This is a genomic window from Methylobacterium sp. Leaf118 (assembly GCF_920984675.1).
Classification (GTDB): Bacteria; Pseudomonadota; Alphaproteobacteria; order Rhizobiales; family Beijerinckiaceae; genus Methylobacterium.
Genome location: NZ_CAKLBV010000084.1, coordinates 1 through 16,854 on the forward strand (window position 1 = coordinate 1; position 16,854 = coordinate 16,854).

12 protein-coding genes and 3 pseudogenes are annotated in these 16,854 nt (G+C 70.6%); 11 read left to right on the forward strand and 4 right to left on the reverse strand.

The window, feature by feature from the left end; genetic code table 11:
- The 3 genes and pseudogenes from LW587_RS21965 to LW587_RS21975 all read left to right on the forward strand — a co-directional run.
- A pseudogene (locus LW587_RS21965) lies at positions 1–489 on the forward strand (hypothetical protein); the annotation flags it as partial.
- Positions 486–2,558: a glycosyltransferase gene (locus LW587_RS21970; RefSeq protein ID WP_232631719.1), complete on the forward strand. Its 2,073-nt coding sequence runs from the start codon at positions 486–488 to the stop codon at positions 2,556–2,558. The pseudogene LW587_RS21965 and the gene LW587_RS21970, both read left to right, overlap by 4 nt.
- The gene (locus LW587_RS21975; protein ID WP_232631720.1) at positions 2,555–3,442 is read left to right on the forward strand and encodes a hypothetical protein; all 888 of its coding nucleotides are present in this window, start codon (positions 2,555–2,557) and stop codon (positions 3,440–3,442) included. The genes LW587_RS21970 and LW587_RS21975 overlap by 4 nt, the downstream gene beginning before the upstream one ends.
- A 235-nt stretch (positions 3,443–3,677) precedes the next feature.
- Here the strand turns inward: LW587_RS21975 and LW587_RS21980 are convergent, their stop codons facing one another.
- Positions 3,678–6,011: an NADP-dependent malic enzyme gene (locus LW587_RS21980; protein WP_232631721.1), complete on the reverse strand. Its 2,334-nt coding sequence runs from the start codon at positions 6,009–6,011 to the stop codon at positions 3,678–3,680.
- A gap of 378 nt (positions 6,012–6,389) precedes the next feature.
- On the opposite strand from LW587_RS21980, the gene LW587_RS21985 reads away from it, so the two are divergent.
- A complete protein-coding gene (locus LW587_RS21985; RefSeq protein ID WP_232631722.1) occupies positions 6,390–6,641 on the forward strand; it encodes a DUF3297 family protein in 252 nt (83 codons plus the stop codon).
- A gap of 23 nt (positions 6,642–6,664) precedes the next feature.
- A complete protein-coding gene (locus LW587_RS21990; protein ID WP_232631723.1) occupies positions 6,665–7,165 on the forward strand; it encodes a hypothetical protein in 501 nt (166 codons plus the stop codon).
- A gap of 84 nt (positions 7,166–7,249) precedes the next feature.
- Here the strand turns inward: LW587_RS21990 and ctrA are convergent, their stop codons facing one another.
- The gene (gene ctrA / locus LW587_RS21995; RefSeq protein WP_232631724.1) at positions 7,250–7,951 is read right to left on the reverse strand and encodes a response regulator transcription factor CtrA; all 702 of its coding nucleotides are present in this window, start codon (positions 7,949–7,951) and stop codon (positions 7,250–7,252) included.
- A 454-nt stretch (positions 7,952–8,405) separates the two neighbouring features.
- On the opposite strand from ctrA, the gene fliI reads away from it, so the two are divergent.
- From fliI to LW587_RS22015, 4 genes are all read left to right on the forward strand, one after another.
- Positions 8,406–9,785: a flagellar protein export ATPase FliI gene (gene fliI, locus LW587_RS22000; protein ID WP_232631725.1), complete on the forward strand. Its 1,380-nt coding sequence runs from the start codon at positions 8,406–8,408 to the stop codon at positions 9,783–9,785.
- An 89-nt stretch (positions 9,786–9,874) separates the two neighbouring features.
- The gene (gene fliJ / locus LW587_RS22005; protein ID WP_232631726.1) at positions 9,875–10,279 is read left to right on the forward strand and encodes a flagellar export protein FliJ; all 405 of its coding nucleotides are present in this window, start codon (positions 9,875–9,877) and stop codon (positions 10,277–10,279) included.
- A 148-nt stretch (positions 10,280–10,427) separates the two neighbouring features.
- On the forward strand, positions 10,428–11,480 hold the full coding sequence (locus LW587_RS22010; protein ID WP_232631727.1) for a lysylphosphatidylglycerol synthase domain-containing protein: 1,053 nt from the start codon (positions 10,428–10,430) through the stop codon (positions 11,478–11,480).
- A gap of 226 nt (positions 11,481–11,706) precedes the next feature.
- Positions 11,707–11,847 carry a hypothetical protein gene (locus LW587_RS22015; protein ID WP_232631728.1) on the forward strand — a complete coding sequence of 47 codons (141 nt, stop codon included), beginning with the start codon at positions 11,707–11,709 and terminating at the stop codon, positions 11,845–11,847.
- Positions 11,848–11,872: 25 nt separating this feature from the next.
- Here LW587_RS22015 and LW587_RS22020 read toward each other — a convergent pair.
- A pseudogene (locus LW587_RS22020) lies at positions 11,873–13,549 on the reverse strand (cache domain-containing protein).
- A gap of 164 nt (positions 13,550–13,713) precedes the next feature.
- On the reverse strand, positions 13,714–15,855 hold the full coding sequence (flhA, locus tag LW587_RS22025; RefSeq protein WP_232631729.1) for a flagellar biosynthesis protein FlhA: 2,142 nt from the start codon (positions 15,853–15,855) through the stop codon (positions 13,714–13,716).
- A 203-nt stretch (positions 15,856–16,058) separates the two neighbouring features.
- Here flhA and LW587_RS22030 point away from each other — a divergent pair, with 203 nt between their 5' ends.
- Positions 16,059–16,367 carry a hypothetical protein gene (locus tag LW587_RS22030; RefSeq protein ID WP_232631730.1) on the forward strand — a complete coding sequence of 103 codons (309 nt, stop codon included), beginning with the start codon at positions 16,059–16,061 and terminating at the stop codon, positions 16,365–16,367.
- A gap of 43 nt (positions 16,368–16,410) precedes the next feature.
- Positions 16,411–16,854 (forward strand): annotated as a pseudogene (locus LW587_RS22035) (hypothetical protein); the annotation flags it as partial.

Below are 16,854 nucleotides of genomic sequence, written 5' to 3' on the forward strand. Positions count from 1 at the left end.
CGCTGGTTCGCGCGGGCCGACGCCGCGGCGAGCGGCCCGGTGCCGGACCTCGGCGCCCTCGATCTCGCCCTCGCGCCCGAATGGGTCCGCGACCGGACGCTCGCCGCCCCCGCCCGGGCGGCGCTGGCGCGGGCCTTCGCGGCGATGAACGCGGATTTCGAGACGACGGGCCGGGTGGTCGGCCGCGCTGGCGACCGGCTGGAGGTGGCGACGCTCCTCCCGGGCGTGCTGGCCGCCGGCAGCCATCCGTCCGCACTCTTCCTGATCGGGGCCGAGGCGGCGACCGAGCTGCGCCTGGAACGGGTCACGCGGCTGCAATTGCGCGCGTCCGCCCCCTACGCCGACCGAACCGGGCGCCTGCCCGCGCCCGTCCCGGCGAGCCTCGCCCTTCGCGCCGCCGGGGACCTCCCGGCGGGCGGTGGCCAGATTCTCCTGCTGACCGATGACGGGATCGGCCGGATCGTGCTCGACGAGGAGGCGAGGCCGTGAGCGACACCCCCGCCCGTCCGGTCCTCGACACGGTCGATCCCGGCCTCGGCCGCCGCGTGGCGCTGGCCGAGGCCGCCCTGATCTGGGACGCGCTGATGCGCAACGGCGTGCGCCTCGCTTTCGCGCCGGTCCCCGACCCCGCGGTGTCGGTGGTGATCGTGGCGCGCGATGCCCGCCATCTCCTGGCCCTGACCCTCTATCGGCTCTGCGCCCAGCAGCCGCTCGCCGGAATCCCCTTCGAGGTGATCCTCGTCGACAACGCCTCCACCCCCGAGACCCGCGCCCTCTACGACCGCCTCGATGGCGTGACGCTGATCGAGAACGACGCGAATACCGGCTTCGGTCCGGCCTGCAATGCCGGCGCCGCCCGGGCGCGGGGGCGGTTCGTCCTGTTCCTCAATCCCGATGTCGACCTGATGCCCGGGGCGCTCGCCGCCCTGGTCGCGGCCTTCCACGAGCAGACCGATGTCGGCATCGTCGGCGCCCGCCTCGTCTTCCCCGGCGGCTATCTCCAGGAATCCGGCGCCGGATTCCGCGACGATGCGGGGCTGACCCATCCGCATGGGCGGGGCGATCCCGATCCGTTCGCGCCCGCCTACGCTGCCACCCGCGACGTCGGCTACGTCTCGGGCGCCGTGCTGATGATCGAGCGGACCCTATTCGAGGCCCTGGGCGGCTTCGATCCGCTCTTCGCCCCCGCCTATTACGAGGACACGGACCTCTGCCTGCGCTGCCATCAGGCCGGGCGCCGCGTCCTGGTGCAGCCGCGGGCCACCGCGATCCACTACGAGAACGCTACCAGCACCCGGCGCGAGGACGTGGAGGCGCTGCTCGACCGGAACCGCGTCCGCTTCCTCGAACGGCACCGCGCCGCCCTGTTCGAGCAGGGGCCGCAGCCGAAGCCCGGCGCCGATCTCGACCATGATCCGTGGCGCCTGCGGGTGCTCTACGTCGACGACCGCGTGCCCCATCAGGATCTCGGCGCCGGCCTGCCCCGCGCCAACGCGATCCTCAACGCCATGGCGGGCCTGGGCTATGCCGTGACCCTCTTCCCGAATTACGGGGCGGACGCGGAGGAGGCGCAGCGCTACCGCGATCTCGATGCGCGCATCGAGATCGCCTATGCCGACGGCGACGAAGGTTTCGCGCGGCTGATCGCCGAGCGGCGCGACCGCTACGACGTGCTCTGGGTCAGCCGCCCGCACAACATCCACTTCGTGCTCCAGGGGCTGGACGCGCAGGGGCTCGACCCGCGTGGCTTCGTGCGCTCGCGGGTGGTGTTCGATTCCGAGGCCCTGTTCGCCCTGCGCGACTTCGTGACGGAGGCCGCCACCGCGGGCCATGCCGTCGCCGCCGAGCTGACGCGTCAGGCGGAGCACGAGGCCCGTCGCTTCGGCCTGGCCGACGCGGTGGTCTGCGTCTCGCCCGCCGAGGCGCGGGTGCTCGCCCGCTACGCCGCCTGCAACGTCAGCGTCCTCGGTCACGCCCTGCACGTGCCCGCGGGGCCGGGCCCGGACTTCTCCGAACGCGCCGGCTTCGTCTTCGTCGGCGCCCTTGGTCGAGAGGGCCAGCCGAACGTCGATTCCCTCGACTGGTGCCTTCGCAGCGTCTGGCCGCTTGTGCGGGCGGCGCTGCCGAGCGCCGAACTCACGATCGTCGGCGAGATCGCCGACACGATCCGCGCGCGGTTCATCCGCGACGGTGTGCGGATCACCGGCCGGGTGCCCCGCACCGAGCCCCATCTCGACGCCGCCCGGGTGTTCGTGGCGCCGACCCGCTTTGCCGCGGGCATCCCGCACAAGGTCCACGAGGCGGTCGCCCGCGGCCTGCCCTGCGTCGCCACGCCGATCCTCGCCGACCAGCTCGGCTGGGCCGACGGCACCGGGCTTCTCGCCCGCGACTGGCGCGATCCGGAGGCCTTCGCGACGGCGCTGGTGCGGCTCCACGAAGAGGCGGTCACGTGGCAGGCCGTGCGCGCGGCCGGCCTCGCCCGCATCCGCGAGGATTGCGATCCGGCGGCCTTCACCGAGGCGATCCGGCGCCTGTGCGAGTCCCAGGTGGTCGCATGAGCGCGCGCTCCCCTCTCGCACCGCTCGTCGGCGTCGCCTCCGGCCTCCTGCGCCGTGCCCTTCTCGGCCGGGTGCCCCGGCTGTTCGATGCCGCCTATTACGGGGAGCGCAACCCGGGCGTGGCGAGGAGCGGGCTCGACCCGTTCCTGCACTATGTCTGGTTCGGAGCCAGGGCGGGCCGCAATCCGAACGCGGATTTCGACTCGGCCTTCTACCACCGCCAGAGCGGCCGGACCCGGCTCGACCCGCTTCGGCACTACCTGCGGGAGGGGGCGGCCCGGGGGCTCGATCCGAGCCCGGCCTTCAGCACCAGCCTCTACCTCGCCCGCTATCCGGATCTCGTGGCGGCCGGGGTCAATCCGCTCCAGCACTTCCTCCACCATGGACGGGCGGAGGGCCGCGAGGCCGCGCCCTCGCCGATCGAGCCCGACCGCCTGCGTGCCCTCGATGGGGTCGGGGGGGACCATGTGCTCACCCTTCCGGAGGATGCGGGCGGGCGCTTCTGCCTGACGCTCGAACGGGATCGGCCGATCGATCCCCGGGCCGGGTTCGCCCCGCGGGTCTGCCTGCAGCTCTGCGTGGACGGCCTCGAATACGACGCCCTGCTCGACGCCTTCCGCGTCTTCGAGGCGGGCGGGCAGGACCACCTGCGTCTCGACATCGACACGGGCCACGGCCCGCATCCACCGATGCCGACCCAGCTCCTCGCCTTCGAGCGCTGCTTCCTGTCCCGCAGCCCGGATGGCCGCAGCTGGGCGCTGCGCTACGCCGAGCTCAAGGCCTGGGACCTGCGCCCCAAGTGCCCGGGCGTGGCGGTGGTGTTTCCGGGCGGCGGGTTTTCCGTGCGCCGGCTCGCGACGGGCGAGGCGTGGCCGGAGGCCTGATCCGGGCTCCGCTTGATCAAAGCGGAGCCCGTATCAGGCAAGCCCGCGCGGCGTTTGAGCGAAGCCCAAATCCGCCATCCCGAAGGGATTAACCGGATTTGGTATGACCGCCCCGGATCGATGGTCCCGCCCGCTCAGCCTTCCAGGCGCGGCGCTGGCTTGGCCTTGAGGGCCCGAAGGCCAGCCCCGCCCTCCGAGGGGGCACCGTCGTTCGGCACGACGGCGCCCGCTCGCCTCACTCCGAGATCGGTCCGACGCCGGGCTCGGCGGTGGCCTTGATCTCCGTGACCGCGCCGGCCTGGGCCTCCACCACCGCCGCGGCGGTGACGTTGACGATGCCGCGGGCGGTCACCGAGGGCGTCAGGATGTGGGCGGGCTTGGCCGGGCCGATCAGCAGCGGACCCACCGGCAGCGCGTCGGCGAGGATCTTGGCGAACTGGAAGGCGATGTTGGCCGAGTCGAGATTGGGGAAGATCAGCACGTTGGCCGCCCCCTTGAAGCTCGAACCCGGCAGCACCCGGTCGCGGACCAGTTCCGACAGGGCCGAATCGGCCTGCATCTCGCCCTCGACCTGAAGCTTCGGGGCGCGCGCCCGGATCTGCTCGAGGGCGCCGCGCATCTTGCGGGCGGTGCCCGAATCCGACTGGCCGAAATCGGAATGGCTGAGCAAGGCGATCTTCGGGGTCAGGCCGAAGCGCGTCACGTGGTTCGCGCAGGCGATCGCCACGTCGGCGATCTCGTCCGCCGACGGATCGGGGCGGACATGGGTGTCGGCCAGGAAGAAGGCGCCCTTCTTCGTCACGATCAGGCTCATCGCGGCGAAGTCGAGCACATCGGGATTGAAGCCGATGATGTCGCGGATCACCCGCAGGCGCGTCTCGAACCGGCCTTCCAGGCCGCAGATCAGCGCGTCGGCCTCGCCCCGCCGCACGGCGAGTGCCCCGATCACCGTGTTGTTGGTGCGCACCAGGGTGCGGGCGAGATCGGGGGTGATGCCGCGCCGGCCGGCGACCTCGAGATAGGTCGAGACGTAGGCGCGGTAGCGGGGATCGTCCTCGGGATCGATGAGGTCGAAATCCTCGCCGGGGCGGATCGAGAGGCCGAAGCGCTTGATCCGGGTCTCGATCACCCGGGGGCGGCCGATCAGGATCGGGCGGGCGACCTTGTCCTCGACCAGGGCCTGCGAGGCGCGCAGCACCCGCTCGTCCTCGCCCTCGGCGTAGACGACGCGCTTGGGCGATTCCTTGGCCTTGGAGAAAATCGGCTTCATGATGAAGCCGGAGCGGTGGACGAAGCGGTCGAGGGATTCGGCGTAGGCCTCGATGTTCTCGACCGGCCGCCCGGCGACCCCGGACTCCATCGCCGCCTTGGCGACCGCCGGGGCGATGCGCAGGATCAGGCGTGGATCGAACGGGCTCGGAATCAGGGATTTCGGGCCGAAGGGCTGGGCCTCGCCGCCATAGGCCCGGGCCACCACATCGGAGGGCGTCTCGCGGGCGAGCGCCGCGATGGCCTTCACCGCGGCCTTCTTCATCTCCTCGTTGATGGCGTGCGCGCCGACATCGAGGGCGCCGCGGAAGATGTAGGGGAAGCACAGGACGTTGTTGACCTGGTTCGGAAAGTCCGAGCGCCCGGTGCAGATCATCGCGTCGGGGCGCTTCTCCTGGGCGAGATCGGGCATGATCTCGGGATAGGGATTGGCGAGCGCCATGATGAGCGGCTTGACCGCCATCTTCTCGAGATATTCGGGCTTGAGCACCCCGCCGGCCGAGAGGCCGATGAACACGTCGGCGCCGGGGATGACCTCGGCTAATGTGCGAGCCTCGGTCTCCTGTGCGTAGACCGCCTTCCAGCGATCCATCAGCTCGGTGCGGCCCTTGAAGACCACGCCCTTGATGTCGGTGACCGTGATGTTCTCACGGGTGGCGCCCAGCGAGACGAGAAGGTTGAGGCAGGCGAGCGCCGCCGCGCCCGCGCCGGAGGTGACGATCTTGGCGTCGGAAAGCTGCTTGCCGGCGAGCTCCAGGGCATTGAGGACGGCGGCGGCGACGATGATCGCGGTGCCGTGCTGGTCGTCGTGGAAGACCGGAATGTTCATCCGCTCCCGGCAGCGCTCCTCGACCTCGAAGCACTCCGGCGCCTTGATGTCCTCGAGGTTGATGCCGCCGAAGGTCGGCTCCAGCGAGCAGACCACCTCGACGAGCTTCTCGGGATCCTTCTCGTTCACCTCGACGTCGAACACGTCGATGCCGGCGAACTTCTTGAAGAGGACTGCCTTGCCCTCCATCACCGGCTTGGAGGCCAGCGGGCCGATATCGCCGAGCCCGAGCACGGCGGTGCCGTTGGTGAGCACCGCGACGAGGTTCTGGCGGATCGTGAGGTTGGCGGCCTCCTGCGGGTCGTCGTGGATCGCCATGCAGGCGGCGGCGACGCCGGGGGAATAGGCCAGGGCGAGGTCGCGCTGGTTGCCGAGGGGCTTGGTCGCCTGGATCTCCAGTTTCCCGGGCTTCGGCAGGCGATGGTAGATGAGGGCGCCGGCCTTCAGATCCTCGGACATGTTGTCGGCCATGGCGATGCCGTCCTCTCCCGCTCGCGTGGGCGCGCTCGACCCTCCGTTCCGCGGAAGAGGCGCGCGATTGGGGCATCTGTTGCAACGGTCGAAGCGGAGGCGCAACCCGTTCGGCAAGGCCCGGACGCCTCCGGCGGCGACGGCAGCCCGCAAGTTTTCGTGATATAGATGAGTTGTTTAGCGCGGATCGACGGGGCGCGCGACCGAAGCGGGGCGGAGGCTGACGATCGGCCGTTATTGTTGCATCGTCCGCCGGGTCAAGGGTCGGCCGCCGCCACGCGGCTTGCCGCGGGCCCGGCCGGCCTGTGGCGGTCGCGCGTTGCGGGCGCGGCCCGATTGCCGTAACCGGCCCGGACACTCCAGCCGACGGCCCCCACCATGTCCGACACTCCGCCCGATCGCCTCTCGGTCAACCCGAACAGCCCGCATTACGACGAGGCTATCCTCGCCCGGGGCGTCGGGGTGCGCTTCAAGGGCGTCGAGAAGACCAATGTCGAGGAATACTGCGTCAGCGAGGGCTGGGTGCGGCTCTCCGCCGGCAAGACCCTCGACCGGGCCGGCAACCCGATGACGGTGAAGCTGAAGGGAACGGTCGAGCCGTATTTCCAGACGGACGCGGCGCAGGGCTGAGGCGGGGGGCAAGGAGGATGGTGATGCACCGTGTCGTCCTTGCCACACTCCTCGGCCTCGCGCCGGTCGCCGCCTGGGCCGACGGCTTCGCGCTCCGCGATCTCACCGCGGTCGAAGCCGAGGCCAAGGCGGCGCTGGGCGACGGCTTCGCGGCCCGCGCCGCGCCCGCCCGGCTGACCCTGACCTGCCCGACCTGCCCGGGTTCGCCGATGATCGATGTGCTGGTCGGCCGCCAGGCCGACGGCACCGAGGAGCGCGTGCGCTCAGGCCAGACCTCCCTCGCGCGCCTGGAAGAGATCTGCCAGGCGCGCAGCCCGGAATGCCGCGTCTCCGCCCTGTCGGTGGCGCCGGCGGTGGGCTGGCTCAGCGCCTACCGGATGGGACCGATGGCGGGGGCGACCGCGGTCGTGCTGCGCGGCGGCGATGGGCTCACCATCCGCTCGCTGGCCGACGACGCCGAGACGGCCCGCCGCCATGCGCGCGCCCTGTCGGACCGGCTCGTGCCCCACATCGTCGGCCGCTGATCGGCCCGCGCCGGGCGACGAAAAAACCCCGCCGAAGCGGGGTTTGGTCGTAGGGCCGGGGCTTGGGGCCGGGATGTGGTGGGGTCAGACCGCCATGCGGTCCTCGCCCTCCATCGGCTCGCGCAGCACGTAGCCGCGGCCCCACACGGTCTCGATGTAGTTCTTGCCCTCGCTCGCATTCGCCAGCTTCTTGCGCAGCTTGCAGATGAACACGTCGATGATCTTCAGCTCGGGCTCGTCCATGCCGCCGTAGAGATGGTTGAGGAACATCTCCTTGGTCAGCGTGGTGCCCTTCCGCAGCGAGAGGAGTTCCAGCATCTGGTACTCCTTGCCGGTGAGGTGGACGCGGGAACCCGCCACCTCGACGGTCTTCTGATCGAGGTTCACGATCAGGTCGCCGGTGGTGATGATCGACTGCGCGTGGCCCTTCGAACGGCGCACGATGGCGTGGATGCGCGCCACCAGCTCGTCCTTGTGGAACGGCTTCGTCAGGTAGTCGTCGGCGCCGAAACCGAGACCCTTCACCTTGTCCTCGATGCCCGCCATGCCCGACAGGATCAGGATCGGCGTCTTCACCTTCGCGACGCGGAGCGAGCGCAGCACCTCGTAGCCCGACATGTCGGGCAGGTTGAGGTCGAGAAGGATGATGTCGTAATCGTAGAGCTTACCGAGATCGACGCCCTCCTCGCCGAGGTCGGTCGTGTACGTGTTGAAGTTCTCGGATTTGAGCATCAACTCGATGCTCTGCGCCGTGGCGCTGTCATCCTCGATCAGAAGTACGCGCATCGTCGGTCCCCACCCGGCCTGGCCGTTTCAGGGCGCTTGAGACAAGCCGCCGCCGGTCGTCCGCCGACGGCCACGGCGGACGCTCCCTCATTCCCACTTTCGAAACGCTATTCCTTAACCGTTAACAAAAGCCGAATCCCGCTTGCAAGGATTGTCTCCCTCGAGTCCCCTCGCGAGTCGCACCATGGTTGGCAATCTGTTCTCCAGGAACCGCGTCCGGACTCGCCCGGCCGGAAACGCGATTCGGCTAACCCGTTCTGTCTGCTCGCGATGAAGGCCTTGTTGCTTCGGGGTGACAGAGTCTGACCTTTGTCGGCAAAGCTTGCGCCAGGGTTGCGGCCACGCCGGCGCCCCTGCGGTGCGGGGGGCGCCCGAGTGTTAAGACATCGGACGGATCGGTGACGCGGGGGCGGGCCAACCCGTGAACGCGTCGCCAGGGAACCGCGAGGACGCCATGTCGGGGGAACGCGAAGCGGGCGGGCTGGGGGCGGCGCTCGCCGCCCTCGCCACCGTCCAGCCGCTGGAGACGTTCGGCCGGGTCACGGCGATCCGCGGGCTGCTCGTGGAGGTGGCCGGACCCGTCGCCGCCATGCGGCTGGGCGGGCGCCTCGACATCGTGGTCGAGGCCCGCGGCACCCCGGCGGGCCAGGGCTCGGCCCACATCCCCGCCTCCGTGCCCTGCGAGGTCATCGGCTTTGCCGGCGACCGGGCGCTCGCCATGCCGTTCGGCTCGCTCGAGGGCGTGCGGCGCGGCTGCCCGGCCCTGGTGCGCGACGAGGCGGCGGGTGCGGTCCGTCCGTCGGGCGCATGGCTCGGCCGCACCCTCGACGCGCTCGGGCGACCGATCGACGGGCTCGGACCCCTGGTCCAGGGACCGGCGATCTATCCCTTGCGGGCGGACCCGCCGCCCGCGCACGGGCGCAAGCGGGTCGGGCCGCCCCTCGATCTCGGGGTGCGCTGCATCAACACCTTCCTGACCATGTGCCGCGGCCAGCGCATGGGCATCTTTGCCGGGAGCGGCGTCGGCAAGTCGGTGCTGCTGTCGATGCTCGCCCGCTACACCGCCGCGGACGTGGCGGTGATCGGCCTCGTCGGCGAACGGGGCCGCGAGGTGCAGGAATTCCTGCAGGACGATCTCGGCGCGGCGGGGCTCGCCCGCTCCGTGGTGGTGGTGGCGACCTCCGACGAGCCGGTGCTGATGCGCCGCAATGCCGCCTACGTGACGCTCGCGGTGGCCGAGTATTTTCGCGACCAGGGCGCGCAGGTGCTCTGCATGATCGATTCGATCACCCGCTTCGCCATGGCGCAACGCGACATCGGGCTGGCCGGCGGCGAACCGCCGACGGCCAAGGGCTACACCCCGACCGTCTTCTCCGAACTGCCGCGCCTCTTGGAGCGGGCCGGCCCCGGCACCGGCGAGGGGGCGATCTCCGGCCTGTTCACGGTGCTGGTGGAGGGCGACGACCACAACGAGCCGGTGGCCGATGCCGTGCGCGGCATCCTCGACGGCCACATCGTGATGGAGCGGCGCATCGCCGAGCAGGGGCGCTATCCGGCGATCAACGTGCTGCGCTCGGTCTCGCGCACCATGCCGCGGGCCTGCGATCCGGCCCATCTCCCGACGGTGCGACGGGCCCGCACACTGCTCGCGACCTACGCCGACATGGAGGAGCTGATCCGGCTCGGGGCCTACCGGGCCGGCTCCTCGCCGGAGGTGGACGAGGCGGTCGCGCTCATCCCCGATCTGACGGCTTTTCTGGGGCAGGGTAAGGAAGAAGCAACCTCCATCGGCGAGGGTTACGCACGGTTGGCCGCCATCGTCGGCGGCGGATGAGGCGGAGCGCGGCGCCGGCATCGGATCCGAAGGGATCGCGGCGCTCACCCGCCTCGTCGCCGGCGTAGCGTAGGAGTGGATGGCCCGACATGAAATCGCGTGACACGCTGATCCGGCTGCGTCGGTTCCAGGTGGACGAGAAGCGCCGCCGGGTGGCGCAGATCGAGATGATGATGGCCGACTTCAACCGCATGGCGGCCGAGCTCGAGCGCGAGGTCGCCCAGGAGGAGTCCCGCGCCGGCATCTCCGATCCGGCCCACTTCGCCTACCCGACCTATGCCCGCGCCGCGACCGCCCGCCGGGACAACATGCGCCAGTCGGCCGCCGCCCTGGACGGGCAGCTGGCCGAGGCCAAGGCCGAACTCGGCGAGGCGTTCGAGGAATTGAAGAAGGTCGAGATCCTGGAGGATCGCGAACGCTCCGCCGAGCGGGCCGCGGAAGCCGCCCGCGAACAGGCCGAGATGGACGCGATCGGACTGCGCGCCCGGGCCTGACCGCGTCCCGGATCTCCGGCGTCCGGCATGAAACCGTCATGATCGGCGGGCAAACGCCCGCCCATCGAGACGGCCGCGCCGGACCCGCTTGCGATGCGCGCGGTCGTGGCGCAGGAGGGGCCGGTCCCGAGGGAGGCGGCCGGTATCCATGAAGAAAGTCAGTGAAATCGTCTGGGGTCTCATCGGCCTCGCCGCGGTGGTGGGCTCCTGCTACCTGCTCTGGGGCGAGCTGAAGACCCTGTCCTGGTCGAGCATCGAGTCGGCCTTCGCCGCCATCCCGCTCCACCACTTCCTGTTCGCCGCCCTCTCGACGCTGGTCGCCTACGCGGCGCTCGCCTGGTACGACCGGATCGCGCTGCTGCATCTGGGCGTGCGCGGCATCTCGTGGTGGTTCGTCTCGGTCTGCTCGTTCACGACCTACGCGCTCTCCCACAACATCGGCGCCTCGGTCTTCTCCGGCGCCCTGGTGCGCTACCGGGCCTACACGTCGAAGGGCCTCTCGGCCGCGCAGGTCGCGGTGCTCGTGGCCCTGTGCTCCTTCACCTTCGGCCTCGGCACGATCCTGCTCGGCGGCTTCGTGCTGGTCTACGATCCGGGCCTGCTGTCGCGGCTCGAGAGCCTGCTCCCGGCGGCGCTGACCAACCCGGCCACCGCCCGGATCGTCGGCTTCGCGCTGCTCGCCTTCGTCGCCCTCTACGTGCTCGGCTCCGTGCTGCGCTTTCGCCCCCTGACGATCCGCAAGTTCAAGGTCGAGTATCCCCGGCTGCAGATCATGGTCCGCCAGCTCATCGCGGCCCCGCTGGAATTGCTGGGCGCGGCCGGCATCATCTACTTCGCCCTGCCCGACAGCCTGAATCCCGGCTTCATCGCGGTGCTCGGCATCTTCCTCGCCTCGTTCTCCGTGGCGCTCGCCTCGCACGCCCCCGGCGGCCTCGGCGTGTTCGAGCTCGTCTTCTTCACCGCCATGCAGCTCCAGACCGATGCCGAGAAGGCGCCGGTGCTCGCCGCGGTGCTGATCTTCCGCCTGTTCTACCTGCTGATCCCCTTCGCGATCGCCATCGTGGTGGTGTTGCTGTTCGAACGCTCGCGCCTGTCGAAGGCCCTCAACAAGACCGATCCGAACCCGCCCGAGGCGCCGCTTGTGGCGCCGGGCCTCAACAGCCACGTCATCGAGAAGCGCCTGGAGAACAAGGCGGTCTGACCGTCCGTCCCGCGCCGGCCCCCCTTGCCGGCCCGTTGGGGCCGGCGCGGCCGGGGCGGGCATGCACCGGGCGCGGCCCTGGGGCCCGTCCGCCGGCCGTGACGCGGCGCCCGCGCGTCGCTACCTGCCGCTCCCGTGGAGGGCGAGACACCCGGCCTTGCCGGGCCTTCACGAACTGTTAAGCTTGCGGCAGGGGGGGCGCGTTCGGCCCCCGGGTTAGAGCATCATGGCGTCGATCAAGGTACGGGTCGCCGAGGACGGCACCTGTTCGATCTGTCGGAACGGCACGATCGTCAGCAGCGGATTGACCCGCCATCAGGCCGAACAGCTGGTCGCGGTCTTGCGCGCGATCGAAGCGCAGGTGTGAGGCCGGTTTCGGCGGATGGCAGCGCTCACGCGCTGCGCACGGTGTCGAGGAAGCGGCGCACCTCCCCGTCGAGTTGAACCGACTGGCGCGACAATCCGTCGGCCGCCCCCAGCACCTGTTCGGCGGCGGCGCCGGTTTCCTCCGAGGCGTGGGCGACGCCCGCGATGTTGTTCGTCACGTCGTTGGTGCCGGTGGCGGCCTGGGCGACGTTCCGAACGATTTCCTGGGTCGCGGCGGCCTGCTCCTCGACCGCCGCAGCAATCGAGGTTGCCACGTCGCTGATCTCGCGCACGCGGCCGGCGATGTCGCTGATCGCCGCGACCGCCTCATCGGTCGAGCCTTGGATGCGGCCGATCTGGGTGGAAATCTCGTCGGTCGCCCGCGCGGTTTGCCCGGCCAGGTCCTTCACCTCCGCGGCCACCACGGCGAAGCCGCGGCCGGCCTCGCCCGCCCGCGCGGCCTAGATCGTGGCGTTCAAGGCCAGAAGGTTGGTTTGGCCAGCGATGGCCGAGATCATCGCCACGACGTCGCCGATCCGCAGGGCGGCGGCGCTGAGTTCGTTCACCAGGGTGGCCGTCCGATTGGCCTCGTCCACGGCGGCCCGGGCGAGCGCCGCCGAACCGTCGACCTGTCGCCCGATCTCCTGGACCGAGGCACCGAGTTCCTCGGCGGCGGCGGCGACGGTGTTGACGTTGGTGGTCGCCTGCTCCGCGGCGGCGGCGACGGTCACGGACCGGCCGGCGGTCTGATGGGCGGTGCCGGCCATGGTGCTCGCCGTTGCCTGGAGCTCGCTCGCCGCGCCCCCGATCGCGCCGACGATCCCGGTGATGGTGCCCTCGAAACCATGAATCAGCCCGTTCAGCCGCTCCGAGCGCCGCAGCTTGAGCGCCCGATCCGCCTCCTGCTCGCCCTCGAGCCGCGCCCGCTCGATCGCGTTGTCCCGGAACACGGCCACGGCCGCCGCCATGGCGCCGATTTCGTCCCGGCGCGCGGTCTCGGGAAGGTCGAGGTCGGTGCGGCCCGCGGCGAGTTCGCCCATCGTCCGGCGCAGGTTCTCCATCGGGCGCACGATGGAGCGGATGACCAGCGAGGAGACGATGCCCAGGAGAATCAGGAGCCCCAGTGCGACGCCGCCGAGCCGCTTCACCTGAAGCAGCAGCGCCTCCCTGAGGTCCTCGATGTGGACACCGGTTGCGACATGGAGGTCCCAGGGCTCGTAATGCCGGAATAGGCTGATCTTCGGACTCGCCTCCGCCTCCGGCGTCCGCTTCCAGGTGTAGAGGACCGTGGCGACGCCCTCGCGCACGGCCCGCGGCATGACGTCGGCGACGAAGCGGAAACCCGTCGTGTCCTCGACTGTCGTAAAGTTGCGTCCGATGATCTTCGGATCGCCGTGGGCGAGTGTGAGGCCGTCGCGGTCGAAGACGAAGATGTAGCCGTCCTGGCCGTGGCGCATGGCGCTGACCGCGGCAAACGCGGCGGCGCGCGCGTCCGACGGGCTCATCTGTCCCGTCTCGGCGCGCTTGCGATGATGGTCGATCAGGTTCGCAGCCGCCTCGGTCATCAGTCGAAGGCGATCGATGCGCTGCTTGTACATCGCGTCGTACTGATAGGTCAGCGCGACGCCGCTGATGGCGACCAGACCGACACCGGCGAGCACGACGAGGATGTATAGCTTGCGCGGGATGTTGAGAATGAACATGGCCCGATCCGCCGGTGAACGTCTGGAGAGAGGAGCAGAAACCCGGTCTCCCTTAGGGACTACGCATTAAAAACTGATAAATGATAATTTCCTGACGCCCGGCATGGTCGGTCGGTCGCACAATTTTTGATCAGGCATGGGGCCCGCTCGGGCGGACCGGCCGCTCACACCGATCCCACCGTCCGCAGCCGCGCCCGGGGATGGATCTCCGCCTGGCTCATCACCGGGGTCTCGCGGCGGAAGCGCTCGATGATCGAGCGCACGAAGGGCCGGGCCTGCACGGAGGTGACGAGCACCGGCATCTCGCCCATGCGGGCGGCCTGCTCGAAGCGGTCGCGCACCGCATTCACGAAGTCGCTGAGGCGTGAGGGCTGCATGGCGAGGTAACGCTCCTCGCGCTCGCCGACGATCGACTCGAGGAAGGCCTGCTCCCAGGCCGGCGACAGGGTGATGATCGGCAGCGTCCCGTCCGGGCCCTGGTACTGCGCGCAGATCTGGCGGCCGAGACGGGCGCGCACGTGCTCGACGATGTCGCGCGGGTTCTTCACGTGGCCGGCCACTTCGGCGATGCCCTCGACGATGGAGCCGAGATCCCGCACCGAGACCCGCTCGGCGAGCAGCAGCTGCAGCACCCGCTGGATGCCGGTGGTGGCGATCTGGGAGGGCACCACCTCCTTGAGCAGCTCGGTATGCTCCTTGGGCAGTTCCCGCAGCAGCTTCTGCACCTCGACGTGGTTGAGAAGTTCCGAGACGTGCGCCTTGATGACCTCGGTGAGATGCGTCGAGATGACGGTCGCGGCATCGACCACGGTGTAGCCCTTGAGCTGAGCCTGATCGCGCAGGGACGCGTCGACCCAGCTCGCCGGCAGGCCGAAGGTGGGCTCCATCAGATGCAGGCCCGGCAGCTGGACCTGCCCGCCCATCGGGTCCATCGCCATGAACTGGCCGGGGAAGACTTGGCCGGTGCCCGCCTCGATCTCCTTGACGCGCACCACGTAGGTGTTGGCCTCCAGGCTGACATTGTCGAGGATGCGCACCGACGGCATGACGATGCCGAGTTCCGCCGCGAGCTGGCGGCGCAGGGCCTTGATCTGGTCGGTGAGCCGGTCCTGGCCCTCGCCGCTCACGAGCGGGAGCAGCGCGTAGCCCATTTCCAGCTTCAGGTCGTCGAGCTTGAGCAGGTCGGTGACGGTCTCCTCCACGGGGCCGCCCGCGCCGCCGGGGGCCGTCGGCGAGCCGGGGGCCCCCTCGGCCGGCGGGGCCTCCCGCTGGGTCTTGGCGATGCGCCACGCGGCGTAGCCCGCCGCCGCGCCGAGCCCGACGAAGGGCAGCATCGGCATGCCGGGCAGGAGCGCGATCAGCCCCATCACGGCGGCGGACATGCCGAGCGCCTTGGGGTAGTTCGCCATCTGCTTGCCGAGAGCCTTGTCAGCCGAGCCTTTCACGCCTGCCTTCGAGACCAGGATGCCGGCCGCCGTCGAGACGATGAGCGCGGGCACCTGCGAGGCGAGCCCGTCGCCGATGGTGAGCAGGGTGTAGGTCTTGGCGGCCTCGCCGAAGCCGAGCCCCTGCTGGGCGACGCCGATGAAGATGCCGCCGACGATGTTGATGCCGGTGATGAGGAGCGCCGCGACCGCGTCGCCGCGAACGAATTTCGAGGCGCCGTCCATGGCGCCGAAGAACGAGGATTCCTCCTCCAGCGCCGAGCGCCGCGCCTTGGCGACCTTCTCGTCGATCAGCCCCGCCGAGAGGTCGGCGTCGATCGCCATCTGCTTGCCGGGCATGGCGTCGAGGGTGAAGCGGGCGGCGACCTCGGCGATTCGCCCTGAGCCCTTCGTGATGACGACGAAGTTCACGATGATCAGGATCGCGAAGACGATGATTCCGATGACGAAATTGCCGCCCATCACGAAATGCCCGAAGGCCTCGATGACGTGGCCCGCCGCCGCCGTGCCCTCGTGGCCGTGGCCGAGGATGAGCCGCGTCGAGGCGAGGTTGAGCGCGAGCCGCAGCATCGTCGCGATCAGAAGCAGCGTCGGGAAGACGGTGAATTCGAGCGGGTTGTCGATGAACAGGCCCGTCATCATGATCAGAACCGACATGATGATCGAGACGGCGAGCAGGAGATCGAGCAGGATCGCGGGCAGCGGGAAGATCAGCACCACGAGGATGCCCATCACCGCGGTCGCGAAGAACAGGTCCGTGCGCTTCGACAGCGCCCGGAGGCTGGCGCGGTTCGGCACGAAGGCCGAAAGGGCGCTGAGGCCGCCCCCGTCCGCCGGAACGGCCCTGGCCGTTTCGCTCATTTCGACACGATCCCCCGCGGGCGCCACGAGGCCCACCCGGCAGGATTTGCCGGGTTCAGGGTTAGCGCCGCGTTAACGTGCCGGTCCGGACCGGGGCCCTCAAGGCGGAACCAAGCGGAAAGCCGTGGGCTTGGTGGAGCAATCCGCCCCCGGTGCGCACGCCGCGTCCCGTGGGCGCAACCCGACCCGCGGAGGCCGATGCGATGCGCGCCCATAGCCTTCTTCTCGTCCTGGCCGGGCCGCTGCTCGCGGCCCCGGTCGTGGCGGCACCCGAGGCCGCAGCCCCGCCGCCGGAGGCCGTGAAGGCCCATGGCGCGGTCGCGACGCGGCTCCTCCCCGGCGCCAACAGCTTCACCGCGGAGCAAACCCGCGCGCGTCTCGACGCCCTGGGCTTCGCCGACGTGGCCGAGCTGCGGCTCGACGACCAGGGCATCTGGCGGGGCCGGGCGACGCATGCGGGCCGCACCGTCGCGGTCGGCCTGGATTTTCGCGGCGAGGTCGCCGCCGATTAGGCGGAGCCTCGCACCGCAACCGGACAGCACCAGGAGAGCCGCCATGGCCGCCACCGCCGTCACCGCCCTGTTCGACAGCCAGGACGACGCCGCCCGCGTCGTCGACCAACTCGAGGCCGAGGGCGTGCCGCAATCCGAGATCGGCGTCGTCACCCTCGGCGCGGCGGAGCGGGGGGGCGATGCCCCCTCCGCTGGTTCCGTGCCGCGCGCCGCGGAGCACGAGGCCGCGGACGGGGCCGGGGCAGGCGCGACCGTGGGCACGGTGCTCGGCGGTGGCGCGGGCCTGCTCGCCGGGCTCGGCCTCCTCGCCATCCCCGGGGCGGGCCCGATCGTGGCGGCCGGCTGGCTGATCTCCGTCCTGTCGGGGGCCGGCGTCGGCGCCGCCGCGGGCGGCCTCATCGGCGCGCTGACCGGGGCGGGCCTGAGCGGCGCGGACGCCGAGACCTATGCCGAGGGCGTGCGGCGAGGCGGCACCCTAGTGACGGTG